General features: G+C 68.2%; 18 protein-coding genes. 5 read left to right on the top strand and 13 right to left on the bottom strand.

Going from position 1 to position 17,477, the window contains the following annotated elements; all coding sequences use genetic code 11:
• Positions 1 to 4 precede the first annotated feature (4 nt).
• Positions 5 to 469 (top strand): aminoacyl-tRNA deacylase, encoded by a 465-nt coding sequence (locus BLS40_RS10330; protein ID WP_092151857.1) that lies wholly within the window; start codon positions 5 to 7, stop codon positions 467 to 469.
• Here the strand turns inward: BLS40_RS10330 and BLS40_RS10325 are convergent.
• Positions 466 to 1,113, bottom strand: coding sequence for an SOS response-associated peptidase (locus BLS40_RS10325; protein ID WP_092151855.1), 648 nt, complete (start codon positions 1,111 to 1,113; stop codon positions 466 to 468). The two genes, BLS40_RS10330 and BLS40_RS10325, sit on opposite strands and share 4 nt — an antisense overlap.
• A 41-nt stretch (positions 1,114 to 1,154) precedes the next feature.
• On the opposite strand from BLS40_RS10325, the gene aroA reads away from it, so the two are divergent.
• Entirely contained in the window at positions 1,155 to 2,426 is a 1,272-nt protein-coding gene (aroA, locus tag BLS40_RS10320) for a 3-phosphoshikimate 1-carboxyvinyltransferase (protein WP_092151853.1), read from the top strand.
• Positions 2,427 to 2,431: 5 nt separating this feature from the next.
• Positions 2,432 to 3,457: a ribosome small subunit-dependent GTPase A gene (gene rsgA, locus BLS40_RS10315; RefSeq protein ID WP_092151851.1), complete on the top strand. Its 1,026-nt coding sequence runs from the start codon at positions 2,432 to 2,434 to the stop codon at positions 3,455 to 3,457.
• Here rsgA and BLS40_RS10310 read toward each other — a convergent pair.
• Both BLS40_RS10310 and BLS40_RS10305 read right to left on the bottom strand, forming a co-directional pair.
• The gene (locus tag BLS40_RS10310) at positions 3,431 to 3,925 is read right to left on the bottom strand and encodes a DUF6912 family protein (protein WP_172808027.1); all 495 of its coding nucleotides are present in this window, start codon (positions 3,923 to 3,925) and stop codon (positions 3,431 to 3,433) included. The two genes, rsgA and BLS40_RS10310, sit on opposite strands and share 27 nt — an antisense overlap.
• The gene (locus BLS40_RS10305) at positions 3,925 to 4,338 is read right to left on the bottom strand and encodes an HAD-IA family hydrolase (protein ID WP_092151849.1); all 414 of its coding nucleotides are present in this window, start codon (positions 4,336 to 4,338) and stop codon (positions 3,925 to 3,927) included. The genes BLS40_RS10310 and BLS40_RS10305 overlap by 1 nt, the downstream gene beginning before the upstream one ends.
• Positions 4,339 to 4,473: 135 nt before the next feature.
• Between BLS40_RS10305 and BLS40_RS10300 the strand changes: the two genes are divergently transcribed.
• Positions 4,474 to 4,839 (top strand): hypothetical protein, encoded by a 366-nt coding sequence (locus BLS40_RS10300; protein WP_092151847.1) that lies wholly within the window; start codon positions 4,474 to 4,476, stop codon positions 4,837 to 4,839.
• Here BLS40_RS10300 and secA read toward each other — a convergent pair.
• The 9 genes from secA to BLS40_RS10255 all read right to left on the bottom strand — a co-directional run bounded on the left by secA (position 4,836) and on the right by BLS40_RS10255 (position 15,477).
• Positions 4,836 to 7,379, bottom strand: coding sequence for a preprotein translocase subunit SecA (gene secA, locus BLS40_RS10295; RefSeq protein WP_092151845.1), 2,544 nt, complete (start codon positions 7,377 to 7,379; stop codon positions 4,836 to 4,838). The two genes, BLS40_RS10300 and secA, sit on opposite strands and share 4 nt — an antisense overlap.
• Positions 7,380 to 7,546: 167 nt before the next feature.
• Positions 7,547 to 8,227, bottom strand: a complete 681-nt coding sequence (gene hpf, locus BLS40_RS10290; protein WP_092151843.1) for a ribosome hibernation-promoting factor, HPF/YfiA family — start codon at positions 8,225 to 8,227, stop codon at positions 7,547 to 7,549.
• Between the two features lie 92 nt (positions 8,228 to 8,319).
• Positions 8,320 to 8,925: a ComF family protein gene (locus BLS40_RS10285; RefSeq protein WP_197672615.1), complete on the bottom strand. Its 606-nt coding sequence runs from the start codon at positions 8,923 to 8,925 to the stop codon at positions 8,320 to 8,322.
• A gap of 19 nt (positions 8,926 to 8,944) precedes the next feature.
• Positions 8,945 to 10,624 (bottom strand): LpqB family beta-propeller domain-containing protein, encoded by a 1,680-nt coding sequence (locus BLS40_RS10280; protein WP_231908453.1) that lies wholly within the window; start codon positions 10,622 to 10,624, stop codon positions 8,945 to 8,947.
• A 35-nt stretch (positions 10,625 to 10,659) separates the two neighbouring features.
• Entirely contained in the window at positions 10,660 to 12,228 is a 1,569-nt protein-coding gene (gene mtrB / locus BLS40_RS10275) for an MtrAB system histidine kinase MtrB (protein ID WP_092151837.1), read from the bottom strand.
• Between the two features lie 10 nt (positions 12,229 to 12,238).
• Complete coding sequence (gene mtrA, locus BLS40_RS10270; protein WP_092151835.1) at positions 12,239 to 12,922, bottom strand: MtrAB system response regulator MtrA; 684 nt, start codon at positions 12,920 to 12,922, stop codon at positions 12,239 to 12,241.
• Between the two features lie 9 nt (positions 12,923 to 12,931).
• A complete protein-coding gene (locus BLS40_RS10265; protein WP_092151833.1) occupies positions 12,932 to 13,537 on the bottom strand; it encodes a dTMP kinase in 606 nt (201 codons plus the stop codon).
• Positions 13,538 to 13,541: 4 nt separating this feature from the next.
• A complete protein-coding gene (ahcY, locus tag BLS40_RS10260) occupies positions 13,542 to 15,005 on the bottom strand; it encodes an adenosylhomocysteinase (protein ID WP_092151831.1) in 1,464 nt (487 codons plus the stop codon).
• A gap of 118 nt (positions 15,006 to 15,123) precedes the next feature.
• Entirely contained in the window at positions 15,124 to 15,477 is a 354-nt protein-coding gene (locus BLS40_RS10255) for a DUF4259 domain-containing protein (protein ID WP_092151829.1), read from the bottom strand.
• A 213-nt stretch (positions 15,478 to 15,690) separates the two neighbouring features.
• Here BLS40_RS10255 and BLS40_RS10250 point away from each other — a divergent pair, with 213 nt between their 5' ends.
• The gene (locus BLS40_RS10250) at positions 15,691 to 16,479 is read left to right on the top strand and encodes a hypothetical protein (RefSeq protein ID WP_092151827.1); all 789 of its coding nucleotides are present in this window, start codon (positions 15,691 to 15,693) and stop codon (positions 16,477 to 16,479) included.
• Here the strand turns inward: BLS40_RS10250 and BLS40_RS10245 are convergent.
• The gene (locus BLS40_RS10245; RefSeq protein ID WP_092151825.1) at positions 16,472 to 17,455 is read right to left on the bottom strand and encodes a hypothetical protein; all 984 of its coding nucleotides are present in this window, start codon (positions 17,453 to 17,455) and stop codon (positions 16,472 to 16,474) included. The genes BLS40_RS10250 and BLS40_RS10245 overlap by 8 nt on opposite strands.
• Positions 17,456 to 17,477 lie beyond the last annotated feature (22 nt).

Here is a 17,477-nt window from a genome sequence, read left to right as displayed (position 1 = left end):
GACGATGGCAGAACGAACCCGCGCCCTCGCCGCGGTGCGCGACGTCCCGCACGAGGTGCTCGAATACACCCCTAGCAAAGATCATTTCGGCGCGCACTCGGTCGCCGAGTTGGGGCTCGACCCAGCCAGAGTGCTCAAGACGCTCGTGGTGGAGCACGGCCGCGACCTGGCGCTGTGCCTCGTCCCGGTGGCGGGCCGACTCGACCCCAAGGCCGCGGCGCGCGCGCTGGGGTGGAAGAACGCCGCGCTAACCGACCCCGCCAGGGCGCAGCGCGCCACGGGCTACGTCGTGGGCGGGATCTCACCCCTAGGCACCGCCACGAAGCTGCGCACGCTTATCGACGCCACAGTGGCCGCTCTCAGCACCGTCACCGTCTCCGGGGGCCAGCGCGGCGTATCCATTGCACTCGCCCCGTCCGACCTGGCTGCGCTCACCGGCGCGGAATTCGCCCCGATCAGCAAAAGCTAGCCCCCGATCAGCTCCGGGTAGTCGTTGCGCACGTTGCCCACCTCCTTGGCCGCGGGCCTGAAGGACAGCTCGCCCGCCATGCGCGAGGGGTGGATCAGGTCCAGGGCCTCCTCGGGCGTGCCGCGCACCCACTGCTCGATTTCGTCGCGGGCGAGAAACAGCGGCAGCCGGTTGTGCAGCCAGCTCATCTCCTCGCCCGCCGACTCGGTGGTGACCATGGAAACGGACAGCGTGTCCAGCCCGGTTTCCCACACTGCGGCGGCGTAGAGCGTGCCGCCTGCGGGCGTGACGTAGTAGGGCTGCTTGTCCTTCCACTCGTAGTACCCGTCGAGCACCATCAGGCCACGGCGTGCCCTAAACGCCGAGCGGAAAGAGGGCTTTTCCGCCACGGTCTCCCCGCGGGCGTTGAACAGCGGCGGCCCGGAGTCGTCCTTCTTCCAGCTCGGCAGCAGCCCCCAGCGGGCGGGGTCGAGCCTGGCCGTGTCCCCGTCAAAACGAATGAGCGGAACCTGCTGGGTGGGCGCCACGTTGTAGCGCGGCGGGGGCGTGCCCTCGGGCGCCTCGACGCGGCTGACGCCCGGCAGCGCCTCCACTTCCTCGAGGAGGTCGCGCCCGCTGGTGAAGAGAACAAATCGCCCGCACATGCCATCATTATCCCTATTGCACGTCGCTTATGATGGAGTACATGACTCACCTGTGGCCCGCGCCGTTTTCTGCGACCCCGATCACCCACACCCAGGTGGTGCCGGGGTCGAAGTCATTAACCAACCGCGCGTATGTCCTCGCGGCGCTGGCGCAGGGGCCGTCGACAATCGCGGGCGCCCTGCGCTCCCGCGACACCGACCTCATGCGCCGGGCGCTGGAGTCGATGGGGGTGAGTTTCACCGACCGCGGCGGCGTGCTCGAGGTCACACCGGGCGAGCTGCGCGGCGCGGATGTCGACTGCGGGCTCGCGGGCACCGTTATGCGGTTTGTGCCCGCCGTGGCAGCCTTCGCTTCGGGCAACGTGCGTTTCGACGGCGACCCCCGCGCGCGCCAGCGGCCCATCGCCACCATCCTGCAGGCCCTGCGCGATCTGGGGGTGGATGTCGAGGGCGGCTCCATGCCCTTTACCGTCCACGGCACGGGCTCGGCCGCCGGAGGCGAGGTCGACATCGACGCCTCCGGCTCCTCCCAGTTCGTCTCCGGCCTTCTGCTCGCCGCCGCCCGCTTTCGCGACGGCGTGTCGATCACCCACACCGGCGCTACGCTGCCGTCGATGCCGCACATCGAGATGACGCTCGACATGCTCGCGGCGGCGGGTGTGGAGGTGGAGGCCACGGGACATACGTGGCGCGTCGCGCCGCAGCCGATCGGCGGCCGCGACTGGGTGATCGAGCCCGACCTGTCCAACGCCACGCCCTTCCTCGCGGCCGCCGCCGTGACCGGGGGCGCGGTCACGGTGGCCAACTGGCCGGCGCGCACGACGCAGCCCGGCGACGTGATCCGCGGCATCCTCGAGCGCATGGGCTGCGCGGTTTCGCTGGGCGAGGCGGGCCAGCGGCACGACCTGACGGTCACCGGCCCCGAGAGGGGCGGCCTGCGCGGCATCGAGCTGGACATGGGCGACATCGGCGAGCTCGCCCCCACCGTCGCCGCACTCGCCACCGCGGCGGCAACGCCGTCGGAGCTAACCGGCATCGCCCACCTCCGCGGGCACGAGACGGACCGGCTCAGGGCGCTCACGGACGAGATCAACGCGCTCGGCGGGCGCTGCGAGGAGCTTGACGACGGCCTGCGCATCCACCCCTCACGCATGCACGGCGGGGTCTGGCACTCCTACGACGACCACCGCATGGCCACCGCGGGCGCGATCATCGGCCTGACCGTCGAGGGCGTGGACGTGGAAAACATCGCGACGACCGCGAAGACACTTCCCGGGTTCGAGACTATGTGGGCGCAGATGGTGGGGGCGTAAGAGGCGTGGTCAGGCGCTTTTCAGACTATGACGAAAGCGACGCCCGCGTGCGCCCCGGCAAGGGCTCGCGCCCGCGCTCCAAGGACCGACCGTCCCACGACGACGCCGTGAGCGGCATGGTCGTGACCAAAGACCGCGGCAGGTGGGGGGTTGTCATCGGCGAGACCGGCGCGGTGGTGCAGTGCATGCGCGCCCGCGAGCTGAAGAAGGTCTCCATCGAGGTGGGCGACCGCGTCGGCGTGGTGGGCGACACCAGCGGGAAGAAAGACACCCTGGCGCGCATCGTCCGGCGCGACGAGCGCGACTCCGTCCTGCGCCGCACCGCGGACGACACCGACCCCTACGAGCGCATCATCGTGGCAAACGCGGAGCTGCTGCTCATCGTGACCGCCGTGGCCGATCCCCCGCCGCGCACCGGATTCGTGGAGCGCGCGCTCATCGCCGCGTTCGTGGGCAACGTCACCCCGATTGTGTGCCTGACCAAGTCCGACCTGGCGGACCCGGCCGTGTTCCGGGCCGAGCTGGAGGACCTGGATGTCGACGTGCTCGAGGTCGGCATCGACGACGACATCGCCCAGTTGCGCCACCGCATCGCCGGGCGCCTCAGCGCGCTCATCGGGCACTCGGGCGTGGGCAAGTCGACGCTGGTCAACCGCATCGTGCCCGACGCCAACCGGGAAACCGGCGAGGTCTCGGGTGTGGGCAAGGGCCGGCACACCTCCACCCAGTCCGTCGCGCTGGAGCTGCCCGAGGGCGGCTGGATCATCGACACCCCCGGCATCCGCTCCTTCGGCCTGGCGCACGTCTCCCCCGACGAGATCATCGGCGTGTTCCCCGAGCTCGCCGCGGCCGCCGAGACCTGCCCGCGCGGCTGCACCCACCTGGGCCCTCCCGCGGACCCGGAATGCGCCTGGGACAGCATCGAGCCGGACTCCACCCTCGGCCGGCGCGCCCAGGCGGTGCGCCGCCTCTTGGAGGCGCTGCGCTCAAACAACGAGTGGGAGCTAAAGCAGCTCGATGATAAACGGTAGCTCGCTGGGGTCGTAGAACGCCATGTAGTTGTCCTGGGCGTCGCCGACCGCGAGCTCCGCGTCCTCCTCGCCCAGGTCCGCGGCGTCAATGTTGTCGATTGCCTTCGCCGTGGCCGCTTCCGCCTCAGCGATGTCGATATGGATCGCGGCGACGCGGTCGAGCTCGACGGGCCCGGAAATCTTTACCACAGACTCGCCCATGTCCGGTTCGCCGGAAGCCTCCACGTCCGCAGAGACAACAACGCGCCGGTGCGGGAATTGCTCCTCGTCACCGATTGCGAGCAAGCGTATCGACGCCAAGGCGGCGTCGTCGAACGCAATCGCCTCAATCTCCTCCTGGTCGCCGGAGGTGTAGAACTCCGTCAGCTCCGGGGTGGCGGCGAACCCCCACCCGTTGCGAGCGCGGAGCACCCCGGTGTCGCGCAGGGACGCCAGCATGGAAAACGTCGCCGGGATGTAGACCCGCACTAAAACTCACCCTCGATGCCGAACAGCGACTGGATCTCCACGGCGGTGCGCTCGAAGGCGGTGTGCAAGATGCCGATCATGCCGTTTTCCACGGCGCCGCGAACGTTCATGATGTCATCATCAATCATCACGCAGTCCGTCAACGGGACGTCCACGGCATCCGCTGCGGCCTGGAACGCCGCGCGCTCCGGCTTCTGCGCCCCGACTTCCCCGGACAGCACAACCGCGTCCACATCGCCGCGGAACTCCCATTCGCGGATCTGCTCCGCCTCGGGGCCGTCGCCGTCGGCGTTGGACAGCACAGCCGCTTTCACCCCGGTGTCCTTGACCGCCTCGATCAGTGCGCGCCAGCGGCGCTGATCCTCCGCGTCGGTGTCCATTACCCCGGCGTAGTCAATGATGATTGCCTGCATGAACCTAAAACCACTTCCTCTGTCTTCGTTGCGCACTTTAATGAGCGCTTCTCCCGGCGCGGGCGCCGCGCGATCGTGCCACAATTCTACCTACCGCTCGGCACACCCACACGAGGAGAGCTCGAGGAGGCGACCGTGTATTTTCCCGTTCCCGGCCACCAGTACATGAAGGTGCTCGTGGCGGACAGGCGCCCGTCGGCGCGCCCGCAGAACCGCGCCGAGCCCGCGGAGACGATTTCTCCGCTCGTGCGCGGCGCGCTCGACGCCGCCTTCGGCGCGCGGGACGTTGCCACGCTGAAGTCGAAGCTCTACGCCGTCGGCGTGCGCAACCACGTCACCGCGCGCCGGCGCTCCCAGCCCGTGCGTGGCCCGGTGCGCATTGTCTCCTGCCATGCGCGTGCCGGCGGTGAGCTCTTCGGCACCGTCGACGTGGGCGGGCGGCGCTTCGGCTACGTCGCGCGCGTCGTCGACGCGCGCCTCGTGTCCTTTAAGGTGCTCTAGGCGGAGGCGATCTCGTCGCCGGGCTGCTGCTCGAACTGCTTGCGCATCATGAACAGCTGGCGGACGGTCTCCTCCTGGACCGCTTCCTCCATCGCGTGGAACATGTCGCCGCCCTCCTTCTGGTACTCCACCAGCGGGTCGCGCTGCGCCATGGCGCGCAGGCCGATGCCCTCCTTGAGGTAGTCCATCTCGTAGAGGTGCTCGCGCCACTTCGCGTCGATGATCGGCAGGATGACCATGCGCTCGACGTTGCGCATCTGCGCCTCGCCCCCGATCGCCGCGACGCTCGCCTCCAGCTTGTCGTACTGCGCCTGGGCGTCCTCGATCACGGCGTCGCGCAACTGATCCGCGGTGAGCTCGCCGGGGCGGCCGTAGACGGAGCCGTCGACAAGCTCCTGCGGGGTGATGCTCGGGCCGTACAGGGAACCCAGGGCGTGCCACAGCTCGTCCAGATCCCAGTCCTCGACGTAGCCCTCCGCCGTTGCGCCGTCGACGTAGGCGCCGACGGTGTCGGTGATCATCCGGCGGATCTGCTCCTTGATGTCCTTGGCGGCGAGGATCTCCTGGCGCTCGCGGTAGACCACCTTGCGCTGCTCGTTGAGCACCTCGTCGTACTTGAGCACGTTCTTGCGCATCTCGAAGTTCTGGTTTTCCACCTGGCTCTGCGCGCCCTTGATCGCGTTGGAGACCATCTTGGCTTCGATGGGGACATCATCCGGCACGTTGAGGCGGTTCATCATGTTCTCCATTGACTGGCCGACGAAGCGCACCATCAACTCGTCGCGCATGGAGAGGTAGAAGCGGGTCTCTCCCGGGTCCCCCTGGCGGCCCGAGCGGCCGCGCAGCTGGTTGTCAATGCGTCGGGACTCGTGCCGCTCGGTGCCGATGACGTAGAGACCACCTGCGGCGCGCACCTGGTCGCCGAGCTCCTGGGAACGCTCGCGCGCCTTGGGCAGCTGCTCGTTCCACGCCTCCTGGTAGCGCTCCTCATCCTCGAAGGGGTCGAGCCCTTGCTCCTGCAGCCGCGCGTCGAGCAGGACCTCGGGGTTGCCGCCGAGCACGATGTCGGTGCCGCGGCCGGCCATGTTGGTGGACACCGTCACCTTGCCGGGCAGGCCCGCCTCGGCGATGATGCGGCCCTCCTCCTCGTGGTGCTTGGCGTTGAGCACGTTGTGCTTCACGCCCTTGCGGGTGAGCAGCTGGGAGAGGTACTCGGAGCGCTCGACCGACGTCGTGCCCACCAACACCGGCTGGCCGTTTTCCACGTGCTCGGCGATGTCATCCGCCACCGCGGCGAACTTCGCCTCCTGGGTCTTGTAGACCAGATCGTCGCGGTCCACGCGCTGGTTCGGCTTGTTCGGCGGAATCGCCACCACGTCCAGGCCGTAGATCTGGTGCAGCTCCGCCGCCTCGGTCTCCGCGGTACCGGTCATGCCGGCGAGCTTGTCGTAGAGGCGGAAGTAGTTTTGCAGAGTCACGGTCGCCAGGGTCTGGTTCTCGTTTTTGATCTCCACATTTTCCTTGGCCTCGATCGCCTGGTGCATGCCCTCGTTGTAGCGGCGTCCGGCCAGCACGCGGCCCGTGAAGCTGTCGACGATGAGCACCTCGCCCTTGCGGATGATGTAGTCCTTGTCGCGTTCGAAGTGCTCCTTGGCCTTGATCGCGTTGTTCAGGTACGACACGAGCTGCGAGTGCTCCGGGGCGTAGAGGTTGTCGATGCCGAGCTGGTCCTCGACGAACTCCACGCCCTCCTCGGTCACGCCGATTGTGCGCTTGCGCTTGTCCACCTCGTAGTGGACACCCTCGCGCATGCGGGGGGCCAGCTGCGCGAACACGCTGAAGAACTGGCTGGAGCCGTCCACCGGGCCGGAGATGATGAGCGGGGTGCGAGCCTCGTCGATGAGGATCGAGTCGACCTCGTCCACGATGGCGTAGTTGTGCCCGCGCTGCACCATGTCCGCCGTCGAGCGCGTCATGTTGTCGCGCAGGTAGTCGAAGCCGAGCTCGTTGTTGGTGCCGTAGGTGATGTCGGCCGCGTACGCCTTCTTGCGTTCCGGCGGGCGCATCTCGGAGAGGATGACACCGACCTCGAGGCCGAGGAAGTGGTGGACGCGGCCCATCATCTCCGCGTCGCGCCTGGCCAGGTAGTCGTTGACGGTGACGATGTGCACGCCCTTGCCGCTGAGGCCGTTGAGGTAGGCGGGCAGAACCGATGTCAGGGTCTTGCCCTCGCCGGTCTTCATCTCGGCGACGGATCCGAAGTGCAGTGCGGCGCCGCCCATGATCTGGACCTTGTAATGCTTCTGGCCGAGCACGCGCCAAGAGGCCTCGCGGGCCACCGCGAATGCGTCGAGGAGGATATCGTCCAAGCTCGCCCCCTCGGCGAGGAGCTGCTTGAACTCCGCCGTTTTTGCTTTCAGCTCTGCGTCGCTGAGGTTCGCGTAGTCGGCCTCGAGTTCAATGACCTGGTCAGCCATCTTGCCCAGGCGCTTGACGGTGCGTCCTTCTCCGGCGCGGAGAAGCTTGGAAAGTCCAAACACGTGCGTGGAGCCCTTCGTTTCGTATGAATGATCTTGCTGCCAACCCGCAATTGTACGCACACTCGCAACACCACTCGGTGGACAGGTGTTGGGGCCGGGGGCCTGAGACGGCAAAACCGCCGCCCGTAGGCGCAGGCTCCACGGGCGGCGGGCAGCGGCGTGAAGCCCTACTCGACGTCGTCTCCGGTGTCGACCAGCGAGATCAGGCCGTAGTCGAACGCGTGGCGGCGGTAGACCACCGACGGCCGGTTGGTCTCCGAGTCGATGAACAGGTAGAAGTCGTGGCCGACGAGCTCCATCTCGGACAGGGCGTCATCGACGCTCTTCGGGGTTGCGGGGTGCTCCTTGCGGCGCACCACTTGGCCCGGCTGCACGTCCTCGATCCTGTCGGCGTACGGGTCCACGTCGAAGCGTCCGCCCTGCTCGGGGGCGGAGTCCTTGGCCGCCTCCGCCTCGAATTCCGCGGCGAGCTGGCCGGTGGACTTGGGAGCCCGGTGGCCGGAGCGGGAGATTTCTCGGCGGACCTTCACCTTGCGCAGGGAGCGCTCCAGCTTGCCGATGGCCGACTCGAGCGCGGCGTAGAAGCTGTCCTCCTTCGCCTCGGCGCGGGCGAGGTGGCCCTTGCCGGTGGCGGTGATCTGGATGCGCTCCGCCTGCGCCTCGCGGCGGGGGTTGGGCTCGTGCTTGAGCTCGACATGGAAGAAGTTCAGCGTCGGGTCAAGCTTCTCAATCTTGGCCAGCTTGGTGTGGACGCGTTCCTGGAAGTGCTCAGGGACCTCGACGTTACGTCCGGTGATAGTGACTTGAGCCTCTGGGCTCAAAACGTCGTTGTGCTCTGCAGAAGTCATCTGCTTCCTCCCTTGAGTAGTACGAACGGGGTCTACAACCCACTATACAAGTGGTCATAACCAATCGGGCCGGAATGGTCCCCGACTTTCTGTCACGCCGCGCACAGTGTCAGGCACGCGCGCACGTCCGCGCCCGCGGCGAGCAGCTTGCCGACGCTCGCCTGCAACGTCGCCCCCGTTGTCACCACATCATCCACCACCACGAGCGGGCCCCGCGGGGATCCGGTGCAGCCCACCCGCCCCGCAATGTTCGCCCGCCGCTCGGCCGCGCTGAGCTCCGACTGGTCCCGCGCGGCGGGCGCGAGAAACAGCACCGGGAACGTCGGGCGCCCGCTGGCCCGGCAGAGCTGCGCCACCGGGTCCCCGCCGCGGGCGCGGGCCGAGGCCGCACGCGTCGGCGCCGGCACGAGGCCCACCCCCTCCGGGATCTCTCCGCGGGCTTGAAGGTGCGCCACCGCGGCGTCGACAAGCGCGCCCGCCCACGAGCGCACCGCGAGATTGCCCCGCTCCTTCATGGACAAGACGAGGCCGCGGTGCGCGCCCGCGTAGGCGCCGAGGGCGAACAGGGGCACGAGCGTATCGACGGGCGCGGACACCCGAAACGGCGGGTTCGCGAGCCGCGTCCGGCAGACCTCGCACACGACGTGCCCCGGCCGGCCGCACCCCGCGCACCTGCGGGGAAGAACGAGCTCCAGCATCGTGCCGCGACCGCCGCCGCTACCGCGCCACGATGGGGACCGAGCGCACACCCTGCAGCCCGGGGACCTCGCGCCAGTTGGACACGTCCGTCGACCCGGACGGCACCTGAAGCACCGCGTTCGCGTCGGTGGCGTAGACCATGTTGACCCCCGACGCCACCGCGACCACCGGCGCGGTGATATTGCCGATCGGCTTGCCCGTCGATCCCGAGCCGTCCTGCTCCACCCGCACCACCGGCGAACCCGGGTTGCTCGTGCCCACCACGATGGAGCCGTCGGGCTGCCAGTCGGCCGCGATGACGCTACCCGCCAAATCCGGCGCGTACTCCAGCACCTTGGTCACGTGCCGGTCCCCGTTCTCGAACTGCTCGACGATGCCGGTGTACAGCGTCCCCTCGATCACCATGACCACGCGCACCCCGGTGGCGGACAACCGCAGCACGGAAATGCTGCCGTCGACGCCTTCGGGCAGGTCGACGGGGACCTCGGAGGTGGTGAAGTCGCCGGACGCGGAGCGCACCGAACGGGTCACCCTCCTGCCGTCGGCGACGACCCACACACCGGAATCCTCCTTCTCGAACGTCGGGCGCGTGAAATTGTTCGCCTTGAGCACCTCCTGCGCACCCTTGTCGAGGGCGCCGAGACGGAATCTCTGGTCGCCCTCCTTGCCCGTGACAATGGCGTAGTTGCCCGCGTTGCTGACGTCGGCTGCGGCAATGTTGCCTTGCTCCACCACCCGGCCGTCGAGCGGCTGCGCCGTCTCGTCCGCAACCGAGAACAACCGGCCGCCCGCCAAGGTGTAGAAACTGGAATCCCCCACCGATTCGACCAGGGGACTCACCTCGGTGAAATCGTCCCTGTTGAAGCTCTCGACACCCGGGATGAGCGGCGCCCCGTCGGCTTCGATCGCGATCGGGCCGCTGAAACCGGCACCCGCCAGCGTCCACACCAGCTGCGAGGCGAAACGCAGGCGCTCCTCCTCCCCCAGCGACCCCAGCCCGGTAAACGTGTAGGCACCGTCCTCCATACCCGTGTAGGCGGCGTCGGCGGGGAGGTGGAACTGCAGCGCGGAACGGACGCGTTCCGACGGGCCGTGGAGCAGCAGGGTGATCAGCGCCGTCTGCAGCGCGTCGCGGCCCGCGTAGACCCATCTGCGGTCCGAGACAAGCTTCTTGCCGCCGCGGTGGTAGAAGTACAGGTTGTAGGGCTGATAACGGTTACGCATCTCGGTGCGCTCGATGACCGTTCCCGCCGGGAGGGAGGAAATGCGCCACTCATTCCCCACCTTCTCCAGCTCCATGGTGGCCTCGTACCCCTGGCGGGCGGGAATAAACGCACCGCCGGGGCGAAGCTGGCCGATAACGTTGCCCTGCACGTTAAAGCTCTGGGTGTTGCCGCCATCGGCGAGGGTGTTCACGCTGATCCTGTCAACCACGATCGTTGACGCATCCGGTTCCCACGCCTGCCGCGCCCTGTCCGTGAGAAAACTGCGCGCCCCCTCGTAGTTCGACGCGGGGATCGCCGACGCCGCGAAGAAGTCGCGGAGCAACATGTCCGGGTCACTGCCGGGGGCGGGGGTGATGTCGGAGCTTGACTGCGCCGGGGCTTCGAACTTCCGAATGACCTGGGGCGCAGAGTTCGTCGGCAGCGACGCGCACGACGACAGCGCGAAGGAAGCCGCGACTCCGAGAGCCGTCACGGCGATAACTGGGCGCCTAGGGGCGAGTCCACGCATCACTTCTCGCCCTCACTCGTCCGCGTCGTCGGGGCCTTCAGCTCGACCGGGGCCGTGGTGAAACCGACGCGCGGGTCGCGCGGCAACACCAGCCGGAACTGGGAACCCACGTCCGGGGTGCCCGCCGCGTCGAGCGTGCCCTTGTGCAGCAGGGCGTCCTCCCGCGCAATCGCGAGCCCGAGGCCCGTCCCGCCTGAATGGCGCTTGCGCGACTTGTCCGCGCGCCAGAAACGGTTGAACACCAGCTCCTCCTGCCCCGGTTTCAAGCCAACACCCTCATCCGTGACTGTAATCGCGACCGCCTCATCGTTGGCGGTCAGCTCCACCGTCACCGGGTTTCCCTCGGAATGGTCGATGGCGTTTGCGATGAGGTTGCGCACCACCCGCTCAATCCGGCGGGAATCCCCCTCGATAGCGACCGGCTCGTCTGGGAGGATGAAGCGCACCTCGACATCGAGCTCCTCGGCCAGGTGCCGGGTGTGCTGCCACGCCGACGTGATGGGGGCCCGCGCGTCCAGCTGGGTGGGGGAAAGGTCGGCCACGCCGGCGTCGTGGCGAGAAATCTCCAGCAGATCCCCCAGCAGCGCCTCAAAACGGTCGAGCTCGCGCGTCATGAGCTGGGAGGCGCGGCGGGTGTGGGGCTCGAGACTGTCCTGGTCCGCGGCGATCATGTCGGCCGCCATGCGCACCGTGGTCAGCGGTGTGCGCAGTTCGTGGGACACGTCGGAGGTGAACTGGCGCTGGAGGTCCCCATACTCCTCGAGCTGGGCGATTTGGCGCGACAGTTTGTTGGCCATGTCGTTGAAGGAGAGCGCGAGAACCGCCATCTCGTCCTCACCGTCCACGGGCATCCTCTCGCGCAGGTGCCCGGCGGCGAAGCGCTCCGCCGTACGCGACGCTGAGCGCACGGGCGCCAGAATCTGCTGCGACGCGAACCAGGCGATCCCCATGAGCAACACCACCACGGCCAGGATCGCGGAAACCAAAATGCCGCGCATCAGGGCGAGCGTGGAGGCCTCCCCCTCCGTGCTCATGACCAGGTAGACCTGCAGGCCGGGAAGGTCCGAACTCGTCGGTGTGCCGATCACCAACGCCTTATAGGCGGAGCCGTCGGACCTCGGCGCCTCGTGGAACTGGTAGGCGACATTGCCCTGGGACACGAAGTCCCGCAGCCGCTCGGGAACCTCGTAGCCCTCGGGAGAGGTGGTCAAAGAGCCGTCCGGGTTTTCCAGGACGAGCACCGGCTCGTAGACGGCCGACGTCTCCGAATCCTGCTGGGACCGCTGGCCGAGCACCGCCCGCGCGGAATTCAGCCGCGTCTGGGTCGACCCGGCGGAGCCGGACCCGTCGATCTGCTCCTCCGCCACAACACGGGCTCGCTCGATCTCGGTGGACGCGAGGCCCACCTTCGCCGCGGTCACCCGCTGCGCGACGACGGAGGCGAGGGCGAACCCGAGCACCAGCATCACCAACGTGGACACGATGAGCACCGTGCCCACGAAGCGGACCTGGAGGGAGGTGCGCCACGCCTCGGCGGCCTCCTCCCGCGCCTGCCGCACTGGATTCATGTTCAGCGGACTACGCCCCCGGCTTGCCCGTCTTGTACCCCACGCCGCGCACCGTCAGGATGATCTCCGGGTTCTCCGGGTCGTGCTCAATCTTCGACCGCAGCCGCTGAATGTGCACGTTGACCAGCCGCGTGTCCGACGCGTTGCGGTAACCCCACACCGACTCGAGCAGCTCCTCTCGCGCGTGCACCTGGTTCGGCTTGCGCGCCATCTCCAGCAGGAGGTCGAACTCCAAGGGGGTCAGGCCAATTTCCTCGCCGTTACGCGTCACCATGTGCTGGGGGACGTCGATCGTCAGATCCCCGACGGTGAGGATCTCGGCGGGCTCCTCCTCGGTGCGACGCAGGCGCGCCCGGACCCGCGCGATGAGCTCCTTCGGCTTGAACGGTTTTGTGATGTAGTCATCCGCGCCCGACTCGAGGCCGAGCACCACATCGACGGTGTCCGTCTTGGCGGTCAACATCACAATGGGCACCGACGATTCCTTCCGGATCTCGCGGCAGATGTCCACTCCGTTCATGCCCGGCAGCATGAGATCCAGGAGGATGACGTCCGGGTCGTACTCCTCGAACGCGCCCACCGCCTCCGCGCCGTCGGTGACGGGCTTGGTCTCAAAACCCTCCGACTCGAGAACGATCGTCAGCATTTCGTTGATGGCTGGATCATCGTCCACAACTAGGATTCTGGGGGGCATGACGGCTCCTTAACGTAAGTCCTCGACTGCTTGGATGATAGCCGCCGCGTCCGTGGCGGTCACCCAGCGACCCGCCCAGCCCTGCTCAGCGAGGCGGGTGTAGGCGGCGAAAGTGTCCTCCTGCAGCTGGGCGTCCCGCTCGTAGCGGTCACGCACCCGCGCGTCGTCGGACTCGGCCCGGGCGATCACGCGGCCGCCGGCCTCACGCGGCGGGGTGTTAACGAGCACCTGCAGGTCGGGCAACGGCAGCCCGAGGCACCCGAACTCCAGCTCGTGCACCCACGTCGACGACGCATCGTCGCCGGTGCGCGCCGCCGTGTAGGCGGCGTTGGACGCCACATACCGGTCCAGGATAATGATGGCGCCCGGGGCGTCCACGTAGGCGTCGAGAAGCGGCTTTGCGCCCGCCCGGTCGAGCGCGAACAGCGTCGCCATGCCGTGCGCCGAGTCGACCAAGTCCCCCATCCGCCCGTGCAGCGCGTCGCGCGCGAGCTGGGCGTGGATGGACTCCCCGTAGCGGGGAAACGCCAAGCTCTCGGCGCCGAGCGCGCCCTTTACCGCGGTGACCAGCGTGTTCTTCCCCGCGCCGTCGATGCCTTCTACTGCGATGATCATGGCGCTAGTAGCGGTAGTGCTCCGGCTTGTACGGGCCCGCGACGTCGACGCCGATGTACTCGGCCTGCTCCTTGGTCAGCTCCGTGAGGTTGCCGCCGAGGGCCTCGACGTGGATGCGGGCGACCAACTCGTCGAGGTTCTTCGGCAGGCGGTAGACCTCGTTGTCGTAGTTGTCCCCGTTGGTGAACAGCTCGATCTGCGCGATCGTCTGGTCGGCGAACGAGTTGGACATGACGAACGACGGGTGCCCCGTGGCGTTGCCGAGGTTGAGCAGGCGCCCCTCCGACAGCACGATGATGGAGTTGCCCGACGGCAGGTGGAAAAGATCGACCTGCGGCTTGATGTTGGTGCGGCTGACGTCGTCGCGGTGCAGCAGCGAGTGCATGTCGATCTCGTTGTCGAAGTGGCCGATGTTGCCGAGCACCGCGTGGTCCTTCATCTTCAGCATGTCGTCGAAGGTGATGATGCCGAGGTTGCCCGTCGCCGTGATCACGATATCCGACTCCGCGATCGCGTCGTCCACCGTGACCACCCGGTATCCGTCCATGAGCGCCTGCAGCGCGTTGATCGGGTCGATCTCGGTGACGGAGACGATCGCGCCCTGCCCGTCCAGCGCCTCGGCCACGCCCTTGCCGACGTCCCCGTAGCCGCAGACCAGCGCCTTCTTGCCGGCGATGAGCACGTCGGTGCCGCGGTTGATGCCGTCTATGACCGAGTGGCGGGTGCCGTAGCGGTTGTCGAACTTGGACTTGGTCACCGCGTCGTTGACGTTCATCGCGGGGAACGGCAGCACGCCTTCCCTGGCGAAGTGGTAGAGACGGTGCACCCCGGTGGTCGTCTCCTCCGTCACGCCCTTGACGGCGGCCGCGGTGGCCGTCCATTTTGCGCCGTCCGCCGCAAGCGCCTCGCGCAGCATGGCGTAAAAAGCGATCTGCTCGTCCGAGTCCCCCGGCTGCGCCTCCGGTACCGCGCCCGCCTTCTCAAACTCCATGCCCTTGATCACTGCCATGGTGGCGTCCCCGCCGTCGTCAAGAATCATGTTGGGGTACACGCCCTCGCCCCAGCTGAAGATCTGGTTCACGCACCACCAGTACTCCTGAAGCGACTCGCCCTTCCAGGCGAAGACGGGCACGCCCTGCGGGTTCTCGGGCGTGCCATGTGCGCCCACGACGACCGCCGCCGCGGCCGCGTCTTCGGTGGAGAAGATGTTGCAGGAGGACCAGCGCACCTCGGCACCGAGGGCCACCAGGGTCTCGATGAGCACGGCCGTCTGGGTCGTCATATGGATCGACCCGGAAATGCGGGCACCCGCCAGCGGCTGCTCCTCGGCGTACTCGCGGCGCAGCTGCATCAGGCCCGGCATCTCGTATTCCGCGAGCTCGATCTGCTTCCGGCCTGCCTCGTGCAGGGTGATGTCCGCGACTTTGTAGTCGATCGTGCCGTCGGTCGCCGCGCTGGCGTCATTCATGTGCTCACTACTCCCGGGTTTAGGTTCTGACGGATCTGTCAGTTCTTTCAGCTTGTTCTAGGTCTGCGAACCACCTTAGCCGTGGGCAGGACACCAGCCGCCGGAAGCTGCGAGGCTTTTAGGACAGCGCCTCGATGAACTGGTCGACGTCTTCTTCCGTGTCCACATTCTCTAGGACGGTGACCGCGGCCTCCGCGAGCTTCTCATCCACCTCGGCGTCCATGCTGCGGATGAACGGGTAGGAATCGACGATGTCGCCGGCGCTGAAGGGGGCGCCCGCCCAGATCGCCGCGATCGTGGCCGCGGCGCGCCCGTTGGCAACCTCGTCCGGCTTGGCCTGCTCCTGCTGCGCGGCCAGCAGCACCGCATCCCGGACAGTCTCGACAATGTCCTCGGGCTCGAGGTCGGAGAGCTCGTCGAGGAAGTCGACGTTGACCTCCGCAGAGAAAACTTCTTTGTCCCAGGTGCTCATGAGTGCTTCTTCCTGTCGATGGGGCCTCGGGTACCTTTGCTATCCCTTAGTACGCCATTAGGCGGCGGCATTCCACTCGAATTCCACTCGAAAGCCCCCTACGCTCGGCGGGAGCGCGGTTCCCACTTCCCAAACGGTCAACGACGTGCTATAAAAGCACGGACGGAACGAAACTGTTACCAAGCTGTGACCGATCCTTGATGGGGGCAAGAGATGAGCGAATCAAAGCGCCTTGTCACCGTATTCATGGCGGTAGGTCTCGTTCTCGCAATCGGAGTGGGTTTCGTGGTGTGGAAGATGTCCGCCCCGAGCTCCCCGGATGACGCCGCATACCAGGCAGATGCCGTTGAAGCCCCGGTAAGCGAGACCGCGGACGCCTCGGCGAGCGATCGGGCGGCCGCATCGCGCTCTGCTAAGCACACCCCCGACCCCACTCCCCGGCCGCGGACCACCGGCGCCCCGTCCGACGCCACCCGGATCGCGGACCCGCTCATGCCCCCGAACGCCGTGGTCAACGCCGCTCCGCGCCCCGCCACCCCCACGCAGGTGTACCGCCCTTCCAACGTCGTGCCCACTACGGTCGCCCCCGACCAGAATGGCGCTTTGCGCGCTGCCTCGCCCGAGAGCCTCGAGCCCGCGGAGCCCGCGCAGCCCGGCGCGGCGTCGGCGCTGCCCGCCACCAGTGCATCGCAGACGGCGCCCGAAGGCACTGCGAGCCCCACGGTGGCCGCCGATCCCACAGCGACCTCCGCCACATCTGGCGCGCCGACAGCACCGACAGCACCGACAGCGTCGCAGCGGCCCGACAGCGAGCCTGTGGCGCCGACGACCGCCACTCAGGCCCCGGCCGCAGCGCCGACCCAGGAGGCCCAGCAGACCCAGCAGGCCTCGACAAACCAGCAGCCCGCCGAGGTCCAGCAGCAGATCCCTTCCGGCGGGTCGGTCCCCTCCTCCGGAGATCCCGTCTCCTGGTGGGAGCGCATGCGGGGCATGCTCAGCTAAGCGGTTCGTCCATCACAGTCGCGCACAGCGCACGGACGATGAGCCGGGCCGCCGTCCCCTCGGCCCCGACGTCCGAGGGCTCGCACGCTTCTCCCCGGCTGCCCGCCGGGACGGTGCCCGAGTAGTTCCACACCACGGCCCGGACAGGCGCGCCCCCGCCCACGTCCCCGTCAATGAACGGGTCGCGGAAGATGTCCTCCGCCGCCGGGGCCTCCGCCATCGCCGCCTCGAACTCGTCCGAGCCCGCAAACCCCGCAGGGATTCCGTGCGCGGTCCATACCTGGGACGCCACCTGCGCGACGACGAGACCGCAGGCGTCGAACCCGGTGTGCACGACGCGCGCCCCCGCGACGAAGGCCCGCAGCTGGCGCGCCGCGTTCACGGATTCCTCCCGCTCCGGCGACAGTGCCTCCACCTCCTGGTCGATTTCGTCCGCTACCGTCTCCCACCGCCTGGCCACGAGCTCACCCGGCTGGTCCAGGGCGTCGAGGACTGCCGCCACCGCGCCGAACGAGCGCAGCGGGGAGGACCCGGCGGTGGTGGGCAGCGCCGGGATGGACAGGGTGGCGTCGGGTGAGTCGTCGACAAGCGGGCCGCTCGCGGGCCCAGCGAGGACGGTTTCGGCCCCGCGGCCGGCCGCGGAGGCGAGCGAGCGCAGTGTGCCGAGCTGATCGGGCGTGTCGCCGACGACCACGACGACATCCAGCGGCCCGACGTAGTCGGGCACCTCGCTTGTGACCACCACCGGCAGCGGCAGCGGGGCGCGCAGGTGGGCAACCGCGCGGGCCGCGGCGAGCGCCACCTGATCCGCGCCCACCACGACGACGCTGCGCGGCCGCATTCCGCGCAGCTGCTCTAGGGCGCTAGACGCCTGCGCCACCGCGCGCAGCTGCGCGCCCTCGTGGGCGGCGTCGAAGAACCTCACCGTCTCGCGGTCGTAGGAGCCCGCCCCCTCGTAGTACAACCTGTCATCCATGGGCCCAAGGATACGGTCCCGC

The sequence above is a fragment of the Corynebacterium mycetoides genome, from assembly GCF_900103625.1.
GTDB classification, from domain to species: domain Bacteria; phylum Actinomycetota; class Actinomycetes; order Mycobacteriales; family Mycobacteriaceae; genus Corynebacterium; species Corynebacterium mycetoides.
Note: the sequence above shows the minus strand (reverse complement) of the source record. Positions and strands in the feature narration are given on the sequence as shown.

Coding starts and splice junctions, on each gene's coding strand:
- BLS40_RS10330 (WP_092151857.1), top strand. CDS start 5: ATGGCAGAACGAACCCGCGCCCTCGCCGCGGTGCGCGACGTCCCGCAC.
- BLS40_RS10245 (WP_092151825.1), bottom strand. CDS start 17,455: ATGGATGACAGGTTGTACTACGAGGGGGCGGGCTCCTACGACCGCGAG.
- ahcY (WP_092151831.1), bottom strand. CDS start 15,005: ATGAATGACGCCAGCGCGGCGACCGACGGCACGATCGACTACAAAGTC.
- BLS40_RS10250 (WP_092151827.1), top strand. CDS start 15,691: ATGAGCGAATCAAAGCGCCTTGTCACCGTATTCATGGCGGTAGGTCTC.
- mtrB (WP_092151837.1), bottom strand. CDS start 12,228: ATGAATCCAGTGCGGCAGGCGCGGGAGGAGGCCGCCGAGGCGTGGCGC.
- BLS40_RS10325 (WP_092151855.1), bottom strand. CDS start 1,113: ATGTGCGGGCGATTTGTTCTCTTCACCAGCGGGCGCGACCTCCTCGAG.
- BLS40_RS10265 (WP_092151833.1), bottom strand. CDS start 13,537: ATGATCATCGCAGTAGAAGGCATCGACGGCGCGGGGAAGAACACGCTG.
- aroA (WP_092151853.1), top strand. CDS start 1,155: ATGACTCACCTGTGGCCCGCGCCGTTTTCTGCGACCCCGATCACCCAC.
- mtrA (WP_092151835.1), bottom strand. CDS start 12,922: ATGCCCCCCAGAATCCTAGTTGTGGACGATGATCCAGCCATCAACGAA.
- BLS40_RS10255 (WP_092151829.1), bottom strand. CDS start 15,477: ATGAGCACCTGGGACAAAGAAGTTTTCTCTGCGGAGGTCAACGTCGAC.
- BLS40_RS10305 (WP_092151849.1), bottom strand. CDS start 4,338: ATGCAGGCAATCATCATTGACTACGCCGGGGTAATGGACACCGACGCG.
- hpf (WP_092151843.1), bottom strand. CDS start 8,227: ATGACTTCTGCAGAGCACAACGACGTTTTGAGCCCAGAGGCTCAAGTC.
- BLS40_RS10285 (WP_197672615.1), bottom strand. CDS start 8,925: ATGCTGGAGCTCGTTCTTCCCCGCAGGTGCGCGGGGTGCGGCCGGCCG.